Source organism: Streptomyces sp. NPDC086077 (assembly GCF_040686175.1).
GTDB lineage: Bacteria > Actinomycetota > Actinomycetes > Streptomycetales > Streptomycetaceae > Streptomyces.
Map to the genome: position 1 here is coordinate 85,921 of NZ_JBFBJT010000009.1, position 14,613 is coordinate 100,533.

At 70.8% G+C, this 14,613-nt stretch carries 12 protein-coding genes and 1 riboswitch; of the genes, 7 read left to right on the top strand and 5 right to left on the bottom strand.

Translation table 11 applies throughout. From position 1 onward, the window contains the following. Positions 1-39 precede the first annotated feature (39 nt). Entirely contained in the window at positions 40-1,296 is a 1,257-nt protein-coding gene (locus AB0O67_RS04775) for a citrate/2-methylcitrate synthase (protein ID WP_365446102.1), read from the bottom strand. A 111-nt stretch (positions 1,297-1,407) separates the two neighbouring features. Between AB0O67_RS04775 and AB0O67_RS04780 the strand changes: the two genes are divergently transcribed. Further along, positions 1,408-2,574: a citrate synthase/methylcitrate synthase gene (locus tag AB0O67_RS04780; protein WP_365446105.1), complete on the top strand. Its 1,167-nt coding sequence runs from the start codon at positions 1,408-1,410 to the stop codon at positions 2,572-2,574. A gap of 89 nt (positions 2,575-2,663) precedes the next feature. On the opposite strand, the gene AB0O67_RS04785 is transcribed toward AB0O67_RS04780, so the two are convergent. Continuing rightward, on the bottom strand, positions 2,664-2,903 hold the full coding sequence (locus AB0O67_RS04785; RefSeq protein WP_365446107.1) for a hypothetical protein: 240 nt from the start codon (positions 2,901-2,903) through the stop codon (positions 2,664-2,666). Positions 2,904-3,121: 218 nt separating this feature from the next. Beyond that, on the bottom strand, positions 3,122-3,682 hold the full coding sequence (locus AB0O67_RS04790) for a DUF6082 family protein (RefSeq protein WP_365446110.1): 561 nt from the start codon (positions 3,680-3,682) through the stop codon (positions 3,122-3,124). 321 nt (positions 3,683-4,003) lie between these two features. Here AB0O67_RS04790 and AB0O67_RS04795 point away from each other — a divergent pair, with 321 nt between their 5' ends. Continuing rightward, a complete protein-coding gene (locus AB0O67_RS04795; protein ID WP_365446113.1) occupies positions 4,004-5,086 on the top strand; it encodes a GTP-binding protein in 1,083 nt (360 codons plus the stop codon). On the opposite strand, the gene AB0O67_RS04800 is transcribed toward AB0O67_RS04795, so the two are convergent. Next, on the bottom strand, positions 5,083-7,539 hold the full coding sequence (locus AB0O67_RS04800; RefSeq protein WP_365446116.1) for a DNA topoisomerase IV subunit A: 2,457 nt from the start codon (positions 7,537-7,539) through the stop codon (positions 5,083-5,085). The genes AB0O67_RS04795 and AB0O67_RS04800 overlap by 4 nt on opposite strands. A gap of 319 nt (positions 7,540-7,858) precedes the next feature. On the opposite strand from AB0O67_RS04800, the gene AB0O67_RS04805 reads away from it, so the two are divergent. From AB0O67_RS04805 to AB0O67_RS04820, 4 genes are all read left to right on the top strand, one after another. Then, positions 7,859-9,214 carry a pitrilysin family protein gene (locus AB0O67_RS04805; protein WP_365446119.1) on the top strand — a complete coding sequence of 452 codons (1,356 nt, stop codon included), beginning with the start codon at positions 7,859-7,861 and terminating at the stop codon, positions 9,212-9,214. Next, entirely contained in the window at positions 9,211-10,599 is a 1,389-nt protein-coding gene (locus tag AB0O67_RS04810; RefSeq protein WP_365446121.1) for a pitrilysin family protein, read from the top strand. Before AB0O67_RS04805 ends, AB0O67_RS04810 begins: the two co-directional genes overlap by 4 nt. A gap of 202 nt (positions 10,600-10,801) precedes the next feature. Then, positions 10,802-10,967: riboswitch (cyclic di-AMP (ydaO/yuaA leader) on the top strand. A gap of 12 nt (positions 10,968-10,979) precedes the next feature. Then, the gene (locus tag AB0O67_RS04815) at positions 10,980-11,744 is read left to right on the top strand and encodes a M23 family metallopeptidase (RefSeq protein WP_365446124.1); all 765 of its coding nucleotides are present in this window, start codon (positions 10,980-10,982) and stop codon (positions 11,742-11,744) included. A gap of 188 nt (positions 11,745-11,932) precedes the next feature. Next, positions 11,933-12,628, top strand: a complete 696-nt coding sequence (locus tag AB0O67_RS04820) for a GntR family transcriptional regulator (RefSeq protein WP_365446127.1) — start codon at positions 11,933-11,935, stop codon at positions 12,626-12,628. 176 nt (positions 12,629-12,804) lie between these two features. On the opposite strand, the gene AB0O67_RS04825 is transcribed toward AB0O67_RS04820, so the two are convergent. Beyond that, positions 12,805-13,086, bottom strand: a complete 282-nt coding sequence (locus tag AB0O67_RS04825) for an HPr family phosphocarrier protein (RefSeq protein WP_030021209.1) — start codon at positions 13,084-13,086, stop codon at positions 12,805-12,807. 178 nt (positions 13,087-13,264) lie between these two features. On the opposite strand from AB0O67_RS04825, the gene AB0O67_RS04830 reads away from it, so the two are divergent. After that, on the top strand, positions 13,265-14,613 hold a 1,349-nt coding region (locus AB0O67_RS04830; protein WP_365446130.1), incomplete at its 3' end, for a GNAT family N-acetyltransferase.

A 14,613-nucleotide genomic window follows, 5' to 3' on the forward strand; every position in this document is an offset into this window, starting at 1 on the left:
CTGACTTTGTGCAGGGTGACTTCCGGACCTCCCGGTGACCTACTCCGGCAGGGGCTGCGGCGGGCGCGAGCCGACGTAGTGTCCGCTGGGGCGCAGCCGCAGGGGACGCTCGCCGTACTCCTCCAGGGCGTGGGCGATCCAGCCCGCCGTGCGGGCCACCGCGAAGATCGTCTCGCCCGCGGTGGGGAACATTCCTCCCGCTACCGTGAGCACGGCGAGGGCCAGGTCGACGTTGGCGTGCAGCGGGGTGTGCCGGGCGGCGGTGACCATGACGTCGCGGGCGGCGGCGAGGGCGGGCTCGGCGTCGGGCATCTCCTCCAGGACGGCGAACAGCGCCCGCGCGCGGGGGTCCTCGCCCGCGTACAGCTGGTGGCCGAGGCCCGGGACACGGCGGCCGGCCCGGAGCTCCTCCGCGACCACGGGCGCCGGGTCACCCTGGTCCAGGACCTCCACGAGCATCCGGTGGGCGAGCCCGCTGGCCGCGCCGTGCAGGGGGCCCTCGAGCACGCCGAGCCCGGCGGAGACGGCCGCGTAGGCGTGCGCCCGGGCCGACGCCGCGACGCGCACCGCGAGCGTCGAGGCGGCGAGGTCGTGGTCGACCAGCAGGCCGAGCGCCATGTCCAGGGCGCGCAGCGAGGTCTCGTCCGGGTCGCGCGGGCTGAGCCGCCGCCAGAGGCGCTGGGCCAGGGAGCCCTCGTCGCGCTCTGTGCGGCGCCGTGGCGGCAGAGCGGCGACGAGCGTGGGGATCAGCACGCGCGCGGTGCCGAGGACGGCCTCCTCGGACAGGTCGAAACGCAGCGGGTCCGCGCAGGCGGCGGCGACCACGGCGACGCGCAGCCGGTCGGTGGGGCCACTGTGCTCGGGCAGCGAGTCGACCGCGCGCCGGGCGACGGCGACGGAGGCCAGGGGTGCGGCGAAGGCGATCCCGGGGCGCAGTCGCCCCGTCCACAGCCATTCGGCGATCTCCTCGTAGCTGTGGCGTGCGGCGAGCTCGGTCGCGTCGACGCCCCGGAAGTAGTACCGGTCGTCGTCGATCAGCGTGATGCGAGTGCGTACGGCCATGTCGGCGCCGGCGGCCGAACTCCCCCTGGTCTCCCGCCTGTTGCGCCGGGCGAGCGCCGCCACCTCCTCGGCGTCGAACGTGCTGCCCCGGCCGCCGGGCGTGCGGTGGCTGCTCAGCTGGCCCCGGCTCACGTAGGCGTACACGGTCTCCGCCTTCACGCCGAGCAGCTCGGCGGCCTCCTTGGTGCTCAGCCGCAGGCCCGGTGGGACGAGGCCGGGTTCTTGATCGCGCATGGGGGTCACGGTAGCGGCCCGAGCAACACATTGACTCCTGTATTGATTCAATCAATATTGACAGAAATTGAGTCAACCATGGACAGTCGCATTAAATCCAGGGAGGAAAACATGTCCGTCAACAGGTCCGCATCCACTCCCGTCGACGTACCGCGGGGACTCGCGGGCGTCGTCGTGACCGACACGGAGGTCGGTGACGTACGGGGTCTTGAGGGCTTCTACCACTACCGGCAGTACTCGGCCGTCGACCTCGCGCAGACCCGCTCCTTCGAGGACGTCTGGCATCTCCTGGTCCACGGCGAGCTGCCGGACGCCCCGAGTGCGGCCACCTTCGTCGCCGGGACCGCGGCGCTGCGACGGCTGCCCGACGAGGTGTCGGCGGCGCTGCCCGCCATCGCTGCCGCCGGCGGACGCTCCGGGCCGCTCGCCGGGCTGCGCACCGCGCTGTCCCTGCTGGGCGCGGCCAAGGGCTTCCGTCCGCTGTACGACATCGATGCGGACCGGCGGCGCGAGGACACGCTCGTGGCGACCGCGGCCGTACCGACCGTGCTCACCGCGCTGCATCGGCTGGGGAAGGGGCTGGCGCCGGTGCCGCCCCGTGCGGACCTCTCGTGCGCGGCCAACTACCTGTACATGTTGACGGGCGACGAACCGGATCAGCGGCGAGCTCGTGCGGTTGAGCAATACCTGATCTCAACCATTGATCACGGATTCAATGCATCAACCTTCACGGCACGGGTGATCGCGTCCACCGGCGCCGACGTGGGCGCGTGCATGGTGGGGGCCATCGGGGCGCTGTCGGGGCCGCTGCACGGAGGTGCCCCGAGCCGGGCGTTGGACACCCTGGACGCGATCGGCACGGTGGACCGCATCGACCCCTGGATCCGGGAGCGTGTCCTTGCCGGCGACCGCATCATGGGCTTCGGGCACCCCGTCTATCGCACGGAGGACCCGCGCTCCCGCATGCTGCGTGGCATCGCGCAGCAGTTCGGTGGACCGCTGGTCGACTTCGCCGTGGAGGTGGAGCGCCGGGTGGAGGCGATCCTCGCCGACCTCAAGCCTGGCCGCGAACTGCACGCCAACGTCGAGTTCTACGCCGGCGTGGTCATGGAACTCTGTGGCCTGCCCCGCGAGATGTTCACCCCGACCTTCGCCGCGGCGCGCGTGGTCGGCTGGAGCGCCAACATCCTGGAACAGTCCCAGGACTCGAAGATCATTCGCCCCGCGGCACGGTATGTGGGGCCCGGGGCACCGGTGGAGGTGCCGCGGGCGGCCTGACGCGGCCGGCCCGGAACGGACGAGGTCCGGCACCGATCTGGTGCCGGACCTGAAGGCGGCGGTCCCGGTCGGGCGCCGCCGTGGATTACTCACACATCAGGAATGTCGCGCTTTGCGCGAATAAGGGTTTCGCGGGTGATGACGACGATGCGCTCGTAATCAGCACGCGAGGCGTCGGAGGGTAGATCCGGGTCGAGTGAGTCCGTGGCGTCCCTGCCGATGACGGCAAAGTTTCCGTCGGCCAATTCGAAGATGTCAGGGCAATTGCCTCCTCCAGTGCTCCCGCGCTGGCTTGGAGGTACACCGATCCGACGGATGATCTGACTCACTGTTTGTTTCCCTTTGGTCCACGACTGAAGAGGGGTGCACGACGGCAGCTGGTGCGAAGGCAGCCTTGTGGGTGCACTCGTCGTCCGGCAGCGTGAGCGACGCTTGTGGGGTCGCTCGGCACGGTCAGGCGAGAGTCAACCCCAGTGGCGACTGGGACAACTGACGTATTCACCCGTTCGTTATGGCCCGAGGGTGTGATTTCTGCGGGAGCGCGTTCCTACTCGGCCGGTGGCTCGCCCACCACCCACCATTCCTCCGTGTCCGCCTCCTCCAACTGCCGAAGAAGGTCGTCCACCATTCGTCCCAACTCCGCCTCGTCCGAGTCCTCCGGAAGGGTGGCGCGCTGGCCGCGCGTCGCGAGCCAGTACTCCCGTACCACCGGGTTCTGCAGCAGGCCGCGCATCCGCCCGAAGACCTCCTCTCGGCTGAGGTTGCCGATGCGGTAATAGAAGAGAAGGTTCGTGTAGAGGGCATTGGCGAACAGGTACTGGCGGCGCTCCAGCGGTGATGCCGGTGCCTCGAAGATGTCCAGCACCTCCGCCAGCTCCGGGCTGTCGATCGCCTTGCTGAGCAGTTCCCAGTGCAGATGCTGCTGGTTGGCGAGGTTCGCGTGCCGGTGCGAATGGGCCACCTGTGCTTCCAGGCGGTCGAGTCGTGCCCGCATGGCGTGCGCCGTGCGGCGTTCCGCGGCCAGCGCGGCGAGGGCTCCTGTCAGTAGACCCAGGCCCGCTGCCGCCGCGGTGCCCAGCCCCCGTGTCCTTATTTTCCGTGTGGCCATGTCAACCCCCGATTCAGGCGGCCGCCCGCCGGTCGTCGGGGTGCGGGTCGACGGGTGGGGACCGGCGAGCGGTGGGCGGCGCTTGCCGTCTCCCAGGGTGCCGAGCGGCTCTGATCGGCGGGGAGGCGGAGAGGAGGCGCACGGAAGGAAGCGAGGGTCGCACAAACCGGCGCCATGCCCAACGTCTGCCCCGCTCGCGATGCTAACAATCGTTCACTACGCGGAGATTCTGCGTGCTCGTATCCTGGCCCGGCATGCAAGTTCCGTAAGGCGCGCCGGGGTGTGAACCGGTGTGCGCGTAGGCGTGGGAGAGGTCGCACGGTGGGGCTGAGCCCGAGTTCCCGGCAGATCCCGGTCGTCGTCATCGCCGGATTTCTGGGGTCCGGCAAGACGACCCTTCTCAACCACCTCCTGCACCGCAGTGGAGGCAGCCGTATCGGCGCCCTCGTCAACGACTTCGGGTCCGTCGAGATCGACGCCATGGCGGTGGCCGGAGCCCTGGGGGATTCCACCGTCTCCCTCGGCAACGGCTGCCTGTGCTGTGCCGTCGACGCCAGTGAGCTGGACGAGTACCTCGAACGGCTGGCGCATCCCGGCGCCGGGATCGACATCGTCGTCATCGAGGCCAGCGGGCTAGCCGAGCCGCAGGAACTGGTACGGATGCTGCTGGCCAGCGAGCATCCGGGCATCGTGTACGGCGGGCTCGTCGAGGTCGTCGACGCGGCCGAGTTCGACGACACGCGCGCGAAGCACCCCGAGATCGGCCGGCACCTCGCGCTCGCCGACCTGGTCGTCGTCAACAAGACCGACCGGGCGCCGGACTCCGAGCACGTCCTCGCCCTCGTCCGTTCCCTAGCCGACGGCGCCGCCGTCGTACCGACGACGTACGGCCGTGTGGACCCCGAGCTCCTCTTCGACTGCCGGCCCTCGCGGGAGCGCGTCGGGCAGTTGTCCTTCGACGACCTGCACGATCACGAAGGCGCGGGCGCCGAGCACGCCGGGCACCTGCACACGGCCTACGACAGCCTCTCCTTCGTCTCCGAAGTGCCCCTCGACCCGCGCCGGTTGATGACGTTCCTCGACAGCCGGCCCGAGGGGCTCTACCGGATCAAGGGATACGTCGACTTCGGCCCGCACGATCCGCGCAGCCGGTACGCCGTGCACGCCGTCGGGCGGTTCCTGCGCTTCTATCCGGAGCCCTGGGGATCCGACGGCGAACGCCTCACGCAGCTCGTCCTCATCGGCTCCGGCATCGACGCCCCCGCCCTCGACAAGGAACTCGCGGCGTGCAGGAGCGACGCCCCGCACGCCGATGAACACGGCATGTGGGGCGTCCTGCGCTACGTACAGGATCCGGACGCTCGAGATCCGGACGCGCCGGATCTCGAGGAGCCCCCGGCCTAGACCGGGCCCGCAACCGCCCCCACCGGCTTCGCCAGGGACACGCCCGAGCCGTCGCGGCGCGGGTCCATCTCGGGCAGCTCGGTGGGCGAGCCGTTCTTCTGCGCGGCGAGGGCCGGCGTGGCGCCCGCCCAGGCGAAGGACAGGCAGTCCTCGCCCTTCAGGAACCGCTGGCAGCGCACGCCACCGGTCGCCCGGCCCTTGCGCGGGTACTGGTCGAACGGGGTCAGCTTGGCCGTCGTCTGCACGGAGTCGTCCAGCGTGCCGCGCGAGCCCGCGACCGTGAAGACGACCGCGTCCACCGCCGGGTCCACGGCCGTGAAGGAGATGACCTTGGCGCCCTCGGTGAGCTTGATGCCCGTCATACCGCCCGCCGGACGGCCCTGCGGGCGCACCTGCGAAGCCTGGTAGCGCAGGAGCTGCGCGTCGTCCGTGACGAAGACCAGGTCCTCCTCGCCGGTGCGCAGTTCCACCGCGCCGACGATCCGGTCGCCCTCCTTCAGGGTGATGACTTCCAGTTCCTCCTTGTTGGCCGGGTAGTCGGGCACCACGCGCTTGACGACGCCCTGCTCCGTGCCCAGCGCGAGCCCGGGGGAGGACTCGTCGAGCGTGGCCAGGCAGACGACCGTCTCGTCGCCCTCCAGGGAGACGAACTCGGCGAGCGGCGCACCGCCGGAGACGTTCGGCGCCGTCGTCGTCTCCGGGAGTTGCGGGAGGTCGACGACGTTGATCCGCAGCAGTCGGCCCGCCGAGGTCACCGCGCCCACCTCGCCGCGGGCCGTGGCCGGCACCGCCGAGACGATCACGTCGTGCTTGGCGCGCTTGGCCACGGCGTCCTCGGGGAACGGCTCGGCGTTCGCCGTACGGGCCAGCAGCCCTGTCGAGGACAGCAGGATCCGGCACGGGTCGTCGGCCACCTGGAGCGGAACGGCTGCCACCGCGGTGGCGTTCGAGTCCAGCAGGACCGTACGCCGATCGGTGCCGAACTTCTTGGACACCGCGGCCAGTTCGGTGGAGACCAGCTTGCGCAGCTCGGTGTCCGACTCCAGGATCCGGGTCAGCTCCTGGATCTCCGCGGTGAGCCGGTCCTTCTCCGCGTCCAGCTCGATGCGGTCGTACTTGGTCAGGCGGCGCAGCGGCGTGTCCAGGATGTACTGCGTCTGGATGTCGCTCAGCCCGAAGCGCTCGATCAGGCGCTCCTTGGCCTGGGCGGAGTTGTCGCTGGAGCGGATGAGGCGGATCACCTCGTCGATGTCCACCAGCGCCGTGAGCAGGCCCTCGACCAGGTGCAGCCGGTCGCGCCTCTTGCCGCGGCGGAACTCCGAGCGGCGGCGCACGACCTCGAAGCGGTGGTCGAGGTAGACCTCCAGGAGCTCCTTCAGGCCCAGTGTGAGGGGCTGGCCGTCGACGAGGGCGACGTTGTTGATGCCGAAGGACTCCTCCATCGGCGTGAGCTTGTACAGCTGCTCCAGGACCGCCTCCGGCACGAAGCCGTTCTTGATCTCGATGACCAGGCGCAGCCCGTGCTCACGGTCGGTGAGGTCCTTGACGTCGGCGATGCCCTGGAGCTTCTTCGAGCCGACCAGGTCCTTGATCTTCGCGATCACCTTCTCCGGGCCGACCGCGAACGGCAGCTCGGTGACGACCAGGCCCTTGCGGCGCGCCGACACGTCCTCCACGGAGACCGTGGCGCGGATCTTGAACGTGCCGCGGCCGGTCTCGTAGGCGTCGCGGATCCCGGTGAGGCCGACGATCCGGCCACCGGTGGGCAGGTCGGGGCCCGGGACGTGCCGCATCAGGGCGTCGAGGTCGGCGTTCGGATGCTTGATCAGGTGGCGGGCGGCCGCGATGACCTCGCGCAGGTTGTGCGGCGGCATGTTCGTGGCCATGCCGACCGCGATTCCGGACGCGCCGTTGACCAGCAGGTTCGGGAAGGCGGCGGGCAGGGCCGCCGGCTCCTGCTCCTGGCCGTCGTAGTTCGGCGCGAAGTCGACCGTGTCCTCTTCGATCGACTCCGTCATCAGGCTCGTGGCCTCGGCCATCCGGCACTCGGTGTACCGCATGGCGGCGGGCGGGTCGTCGTTGCCCAGCGAGCCGAAGTTGCCGTGGCCGTCCACCAGGGGCACCCGCATGGAGAACGGCTGGGCCATGCGCACCAGGGCGTCGTAGATCGACGCGTCGCCGTGCGGGTGCAACTTACCCATGACCTCGCCGACCACGCGGGCGCACTTCACGTACCCGCGGTCGGGGCGCACGCCCATCTCGTTCATCTGGTAGACGATGCGTCGGTGCACGGGCTTGAGACCGTCACGGGCGTCCGGCAGGGCCCGGGAGTAGATGACCGAGTACGCGTACTCGAGGAAGGAGCCCTGCATTTCGTCCACGACGTCGATGTCGAGGATCCGCTCCTCGTACGAGTCGTCGGGCGGCGGGGTCTTCGTGCTGCGGCGGGCCATCGCTGCCGGCTCCTCCTGTTTTCTGGTCGTTCGCCCACGGGGCGCTCGGTCCCTGCGGCTCGCTGTTGCTGAAGCGTGAACGGCATCTGACGCGGACCATTGTGGACCGCGCCACTGACAAACGCGGACGCTGGACCCGACGTCGGCCGACCGGCCCCGCGCTGACCCGCAGGCTACGCCCTCGCGACCGGCAACCAGATTCTCGCTCTGGGCGTACGCGCTCCGGGAACTTCACACCAGGTCGGCGCGCTTGCATACAGTGGCAGGACTGGCAGGAAATCTGCGGTTTCCCGACCGCACCGCGATCGAAGGGACGTACATGCCCATGGGTCACACGGCCACAGCCGAGGCAGGCTCCGGCGGGCTGACAGCGACAGAGCACCGCCTGGACAACGGCCTGCGTGTGGTGCTCTCCGAGGACCACCTGACCCCGGTCGCCGCGGTGTGCCTGTGGTACGACGTCGGCTCGCGCCACGAGGTCAAGGGGCGTACCGGCCTGGCTCACCTTTTCGAGCACCTGATGTTCCAGGGGTCCGCCCAGGTCAAGGGGAACGGGCACTTCGAGCTGGTGCAGGGCGCCGGTGGCTCGCTGAACGGCACCACCAGCTTCGAGCGCACCAACTACTTCGAGACCATGCCCACCCACCAGCTGGAGCTCGCGCTCTGGCTGGAGGCGGACCGCATGGGCTCGCTGCTCACCGCCCTGGACGACGAGTCCATGGAGAACCAGCGGGACGTCGTCAAGAACGAGCGCCGCCAGCGCTACGACAACGTCCCCTACGGCACCGCCTTCGAGCGGCTCGCCGCCCTCTCCTACCCGGAGGGCCACCCGTACCACCACACGCCGATCGGCTCGATGGCCGACCTGGACGCGGCGACCCTGGAGGACGCGCGCCAGTTCTTCCGCACGTACTACGCGCCGAACAACGCGGTGCTGTCGGTCGTCGGCGACATCGATCCCGAGCGGACGCTCGAATGGATCAAGAAGTACTTCGGCTCCATCGCCGCCCACGACGGCAAGCCCGCGCCACGCGACGGTTCGCTGCCGGAGGTCATCGGCAAGGAGCTGCGCGAGGTCATCGAGGAGGAGGTCCCGGCGCGTGCCCTGATGGGCGCCTACCGGCTCCCGCACGACGGCACGCGCGCGTGCGACGCGGCCGATGTCGCGCTCACCATCCTCGGCGGCGGCGAGTCGTCCCGCCTGTACAACCGGCTCGTACGACGCGACCGTACGGCGGTGGCGGCCGGGTTCGGGCTGCTGAGGCTGGCCGGAGCGCCCTCCCTGGGATGGCTGGACGTGAAGACGTCCGGCGACGTCGAGGTGCCGGTGATCGAGGCCGCCATCGACGAGGAGCTCACCCGCTTCGCCGAGGAGGGCCCGACGGCCGAGGAAATGGAGCGCGCGCAGGCCCTGTTGGAACGCGAGTGGCTGGACCGGCTGGGCACGGTCGCCAGCCGCGCCGACGAACTCTGCCGGTACGCCGTGCTCTTCGGCGACCCGAAGCTCGCCTTCACCGCCGTGCAGCGTGTCCTGGAGGTGACGGCCGAGGAGGTCCAGGAGGTCGCCAAGGCCCGCCTGCGGCCCGACAACCGCGCGGTGCTGGTCTACGAGCCCACGACTCCGGAAGCCGCCGCGACCGACGCAGACGACGACACCGAGGAGGCGGCCAAGTGACCGAGCTCGCCACGATGGACTTCCACGCCCGGCCGCAGGCGGGCGAGGCCCGCCCGTGGGCGTTCCCGGCTCCCACACGCGGGAAGCTCGACAACGGCCTGACGGTGCTGCGCTGTGACCGCCCCGGCCAGCAGGTCGTGGCCGTGGAAGTGCTGCTTGAAGCGCCCCTGGAGGCCGAGCCGGCCGGCCTCGACGGTGTCGCCACGATCATGGCGCGGGCCTTCTCCGAGGGCACCGACAAGCACTCCGCCGAGGAGTTCGCCGCAGAGCTGGAGCGGTGCGGCGCCACCCTGGACTCACACGCCGACCACCCCGGCGTCCGACTGAGCCTGGAGGTGCCGGTCTCCCGCCTGCCCAAGGCGCTCGGACTGCTGGCCGACGCCCTCAGGGCGCCCGCCTTCGCCGACAGCGAGGTCGAGCGGCTGGTCCGCAACCGCCTCGACGAGATCCCGCACGAGCTGGCCAACCCCGCCCGGCGGGCCGCCAAGGAGCTCTCCAAGGAGCTGTTCCCGGCGACCTCGCGCATGTCCCGCCCGCGCCAGGGCACCGAGGAGACGGTCGCGAAGATCGACTCCGCCGCCGTACGCGCCTTCTACGAGCGGCACGTGCGCCCCGCCACCGCCACCGCCGTGGTCGTCGGCGACCTCACGGACGTCGACGTCGACGTGCTGCTCGGCGAGACCCTGGGTGCCTGGGCCGGCTCCCAGGCACAGCCGCGCCCCGTGCCGCCGGTGACGGCCGACGACACCGGCCGCGTGGTGATCGTGGACCGTCCCGGCGCCGTCCAGACCCAGCTGCTGATCGGCCGCGTCGGCCCCGACCGGCACGACCGCGTGTGGGCGGCCCAGGTGCTCGGCACGTACTGCCTGGGTGGCACCCTCACCTCCCGTCTGGACCGCGTCCTGCGCGAGGAGAAGGGCTACACCTACGGGGTGCGCTCGTTCGGTCAGGTGCTGCGCTCCGCGCCCGACGGCAGCGGTGCCGCGATGCTCGCCATCAGCGGTTCCGTGGACACGCCGAACACCGGTCCCGCGCTGGAGGACCTCTGGACGGTGCTGCGCACGCTGGCCGCGGAGGGGCTCACGGACGCTGAGCGGGACGTCGCCGTGCAGAACCTCGTCGGTGTGGCGCCGCTGAAGTACGAGACAGCGGCGGCCGTCGCGGGGACCCTGGCCGACCAGGTCGAGCAGCACCTCCCCGACGACTACCAGGCGACGCTGTATCAGCAGCTCGCCGCGACCGGCACTGTCGAGGCCACCGCGGCGGTCGTCAGCGCCTTCCCGGCGGACCGTCTGGTGACGATCCTCGTCGGTGACGCGGCGCAGATCAAGGCGCCCGTCGAGGCCCTCGGCATCGGCGAAGTCACGGTCGTCCCGGCCGAGTAGAGGCCGGCGAGCGGCACGCGCGCGGAGGGGCCCTGGTGACGGACGCGTCACCAGGGCCCCTTTATGTCCCAATTGAGGGAGAGGTTGCCTGTCTGGCCTGTGGGATGCGCTACAAACGCCCGGATGGGTTTGGGGATTGAAAGATGTCCCGCTTAGCGTCATCCGGGCTGTCCGTCAGGCAGTGCGCCGCACCCGCGGCACCGGACAGTCATCGCCGAGTCCCCGTACGGCGCGAGCCAGGGGAGCCGGGGACCCAACCATGAAGTCCCTGGGGTGAATCGGACGCCCGCGCACGGCGAGGGGGTCCGTAGGAGACCTTCCTGCTCCGAACCCGTCAGCTAACCCGGTAGGCGAGAGGGAAGGAAAGGACCAGCCACCACATGGCGTTCACGCGCGCCACCGGGAAGCACCGCCGTCCCAGCCGGATGAAGCGCACCACCGCCCAGGCGGCCGGTGTCGCGGCCCTCACCACCACCGGTGTCCTCGGCACCCTGGCCGCTCCCGCGCTCGCCGACGAGCCCGCGGCCGAGCAGACCGGCCTGCTCCCGGTCATCACCATCGGCGACTCGGTCGCCGAGCAGATAGACGCCCAGGCCGCCGCCCAGCAGCAGGCGGCGGCGGAGGCCGAGGCCGAGAAGAAGGCCGAGGCCGCCGCCAAGAAGCGCGCGGAGGAGCGGGCCAAGGAGGCCCGCGAGGCCAAGGAGCGTGCCGCCCGTGAGGCCGAGCGCAAGCGCCTCAACACCTACGTGTCGCCCATCAGCGGCTCCTACGTCTCCACCGGCTACCGGTCCGGCGGTGCGCTGTGGTCCTCCGGCAGCCACACCGGTGTCGACTTCCACGCCGCGAGCGGGACCCCCGTGCACGCGGTCGGCTCCGGCACGGTCGTCGAGGCCGGCTGGGGTGGGGCGTACGGCAATCAAGTAGTGATCAAGATGAACGACGGTACGTACACCCAGTACGGTCACCTGTCGTCCTTCGCTGTCTCGGTGGGCCAGACGGTCACCCCGGGACAGCAGATCGCCCTGTCCGGGGCCACCGGCAACGTCACCGGAGCGCACCTGCACTTCGAGGCCCGGACGACGGCGGAGTACGGCACGGACATCGACCCGGTCGCCTACCTCCGCTCGCACGGCGTCGGCATCTGACAGCGGACCGCCCCGCTTCCCGCGGCCCCGGCTCTCCGAGCCGGGGCTTTCGGTGTTTCGTACGCCTGTATGTCCAAAAAATATGCATGGATTCCGGCCCCCCATCGGAAATTCCGGCTCACTGCAATAGAGTCACGGAACACACGTCAGTCGTCGGCGTTTCACGGGGATTAAGGCGGAGGTCGGTCATGCGTATTCCGGCGCATTCGGTGTGCACGGCCATCCGGGACGACATCGTCGCGGGTGTCTATGAGCGTGGCGGCCGGCTCACCGAGGAACTCCTCGCGCGCCGCTACGGCGTCTCCCGCGTCCCCGTCCGGGAGGCCCTGCGCACGCTGGAGGCCGAGGGCTTCGTGGTGACCCGGCGCCACGCGGGCGCGTGCGTGGCGGAGCCCTCCGAGCAGGAGGCCGCCGACCTGCTGGAGATGCGGCTGCTGCTGGAGCCGCTCGGCGCCGCGCGGGCCGCGCAGCGGCGCACCGAGGCCCATCTGAAGGTGCTGCGCGGCCTGGTCCGGCTGGGCCAGGAGCGGGCCAGGCGGGGCGGCAGCGAGGACCTGCGCTCCCTGGGCGGCTGGTTCCACGAGACGCTGGCCCAGGCCTGCGGAAGCCCCGCGTTGATCGCGATGCTGACCCAGCTGCGGCACAAGATCGCCTGGATGTACGCCGTGGAGGCACCCGTCAGCCCCGTGGAGTCGTGGTCGGAGCACGGCGCGATCGTGGACGCGGTGGCGCGCGGCGACGGCGAGCGGGCGCGGGCGGTCACGGCGCTGCACGCCGAGCGCGCGACCGGCGCGCACCGGCTCCGATTTCCCGGCGGCGGCGACCGCGCGGACCGTGTGAGGACTTCGCAACATGCCGTAAACATGTCGGGCCTGCGGCATTAACACGGGCGCCGTATACAAAGAAGTGATATTCGGCGGCGGTGCATTTCCGCTGCCCCTTTCTGGGTGCTCGGAATTCTCTCGACCCGTCGTGCGAAAAAGCGACCGGGTGTGCGGCAGACGGCGAAGCCGCGCCGCCCGGAATGGGCGACGCGGCCTCAGGAATGCCGTCAGCGGGTTCAGACGGTCTCGGGGAGCTCCTCAAGGCCCTCCGCGACCAGCTTTGCCAGACGGTCGAGCGCGGCGTCCGCGCCCTCGGCGTCGGAAGCCAGGACGATCTCCTCGCCACCCTGGGCGCCCAGACCCAGGACGGCCAGCATGGAGGCCGCGTTGACGGGGTTGCCGTCCGCCTTGGCGATCGTCACCGGGACGCCTGCGGCCGTGGCGGCTCGTACGAAGATGGAGGCGGGGCGGGCGTGGAGGCCCTCGGCCCAGCCGACGTTGACGCGGCGCTCAGCCATGTGATGCTGCCCTTCAGGTGTTCAGGGTTGTCTAGACCAGTTTCCCATATCGTGAGGCATGCCCCGACGGGCCCTGTGTCCCGTCCGGAACGGCACCGGACCGCGGCCTCGGTCCGGTGCCCGTCCTTCCACAGACTGCCTCGCGCCGTTGTCGTACGCGAGCCGTACTCTGGGGCCCATGCAGAGCCCGTCGGACCGGTATGAGTACCCCGCCCACTGGGAGGCCGACGTGGTGCTGCGCGACGGCGGCACCGCACGCGTCCGGCCCATCACCGTCGACGACGCCGAGCGCCTGGTCAGCTTCTACGAGCAGGTCTCGGACGAGTCGAAGTACTACCGCTTCTTCGCGCCCTACCCGCGCCTGTCCGCGAAGGACGTCCACCGCTTCACGCACCACGACTTCGTGGACCGGGTGGGACTCGCGGCCACCATCGGCGGCGAGTTCATCGCCACCGTACGCTACGACCGCATCGGCGCCGACGGCATGCCGGCGTCCGCGCCCGCCGACGAGGCCGAGGTCGCCTTCCTGGTGCAGGACGCCCACCAGGGGCGCGGTGTCGCCTCCACCCTGCTGGAGCACATCGGCGCCGTCGCCCGTGAGCGCGGCATCCGCCGCTTCGCCGCCGAGGTGCTGCCTGCCAACAGCAAGATGATCAAGGTGTTCACGGACGCCGGGTACACCCAGAAGCGCAGCTTCGAGGACGGCGTCGTACGCCTGGAGTTCGACCTCGAACCCACCGACCGCTCGCTCGCGGTGCAACGCGCGCGAGAGCAGCGCGCCGAGGGGCGGTCGGTACGGCGGCTGCTGACGCCCGGCTCGATCGTCGTCGTCGGCACCGGGCGCACGCCCGGGGGCGTGGGCCGCAGCGTGCTCGGCAACATCCGGGAGGCCGGCTTCACCGGCCGCCTGTACGCCGTGAACAGGGCCTTGCCCGCGGGGCAGAAGGAGCTCGACGGGGTGCCGGCGTACCGGTCGGTGCGGGACATCGAGGAGCCCGTCGACCTCGCGGTGGTGGCGGTGCCGGCGGAGCACGTCCCCGAGGTGGTCGCCGAGTGCGGGGAGCACGGGGTGCAGGGGCTCGTCGTGATCTCGGCCGGGTACGCCGAGAGCGGGCCCGACGGACGCGAGCGCCAGCGTGAACTCGTGCGGCACGCGCGCGCGTACGGCATGCGGATCATCGGGCCGAACACCTTCGGGATCATCAACACCTCCCCGGAGGTGCGGCTCAACGCCTCGCTGGCACCGGAGATGCCGCGCCCCGGGCGGATCGGGCTGTTCGCGCAGTCCGGGGCGATCGGCATCGCGCTGCTGTCCCGGCTGCACCGGCGCGGTGGCGGGGTCACCGGGGACACGGGCGTGTCGACGTTCGTCTCCTCCGGCAACCGCGCGGACGTGTCCGGCAACGACGTACTCCAGTACTGGTACGACGATCCGGACACCGACGTCGTGCTGATGTACCTGGAGTCCATCGGCAACCCGCGCAAGTTCACCCGTCTCGCGCGGCGGACCGCGGCGGCGAAGCCGCT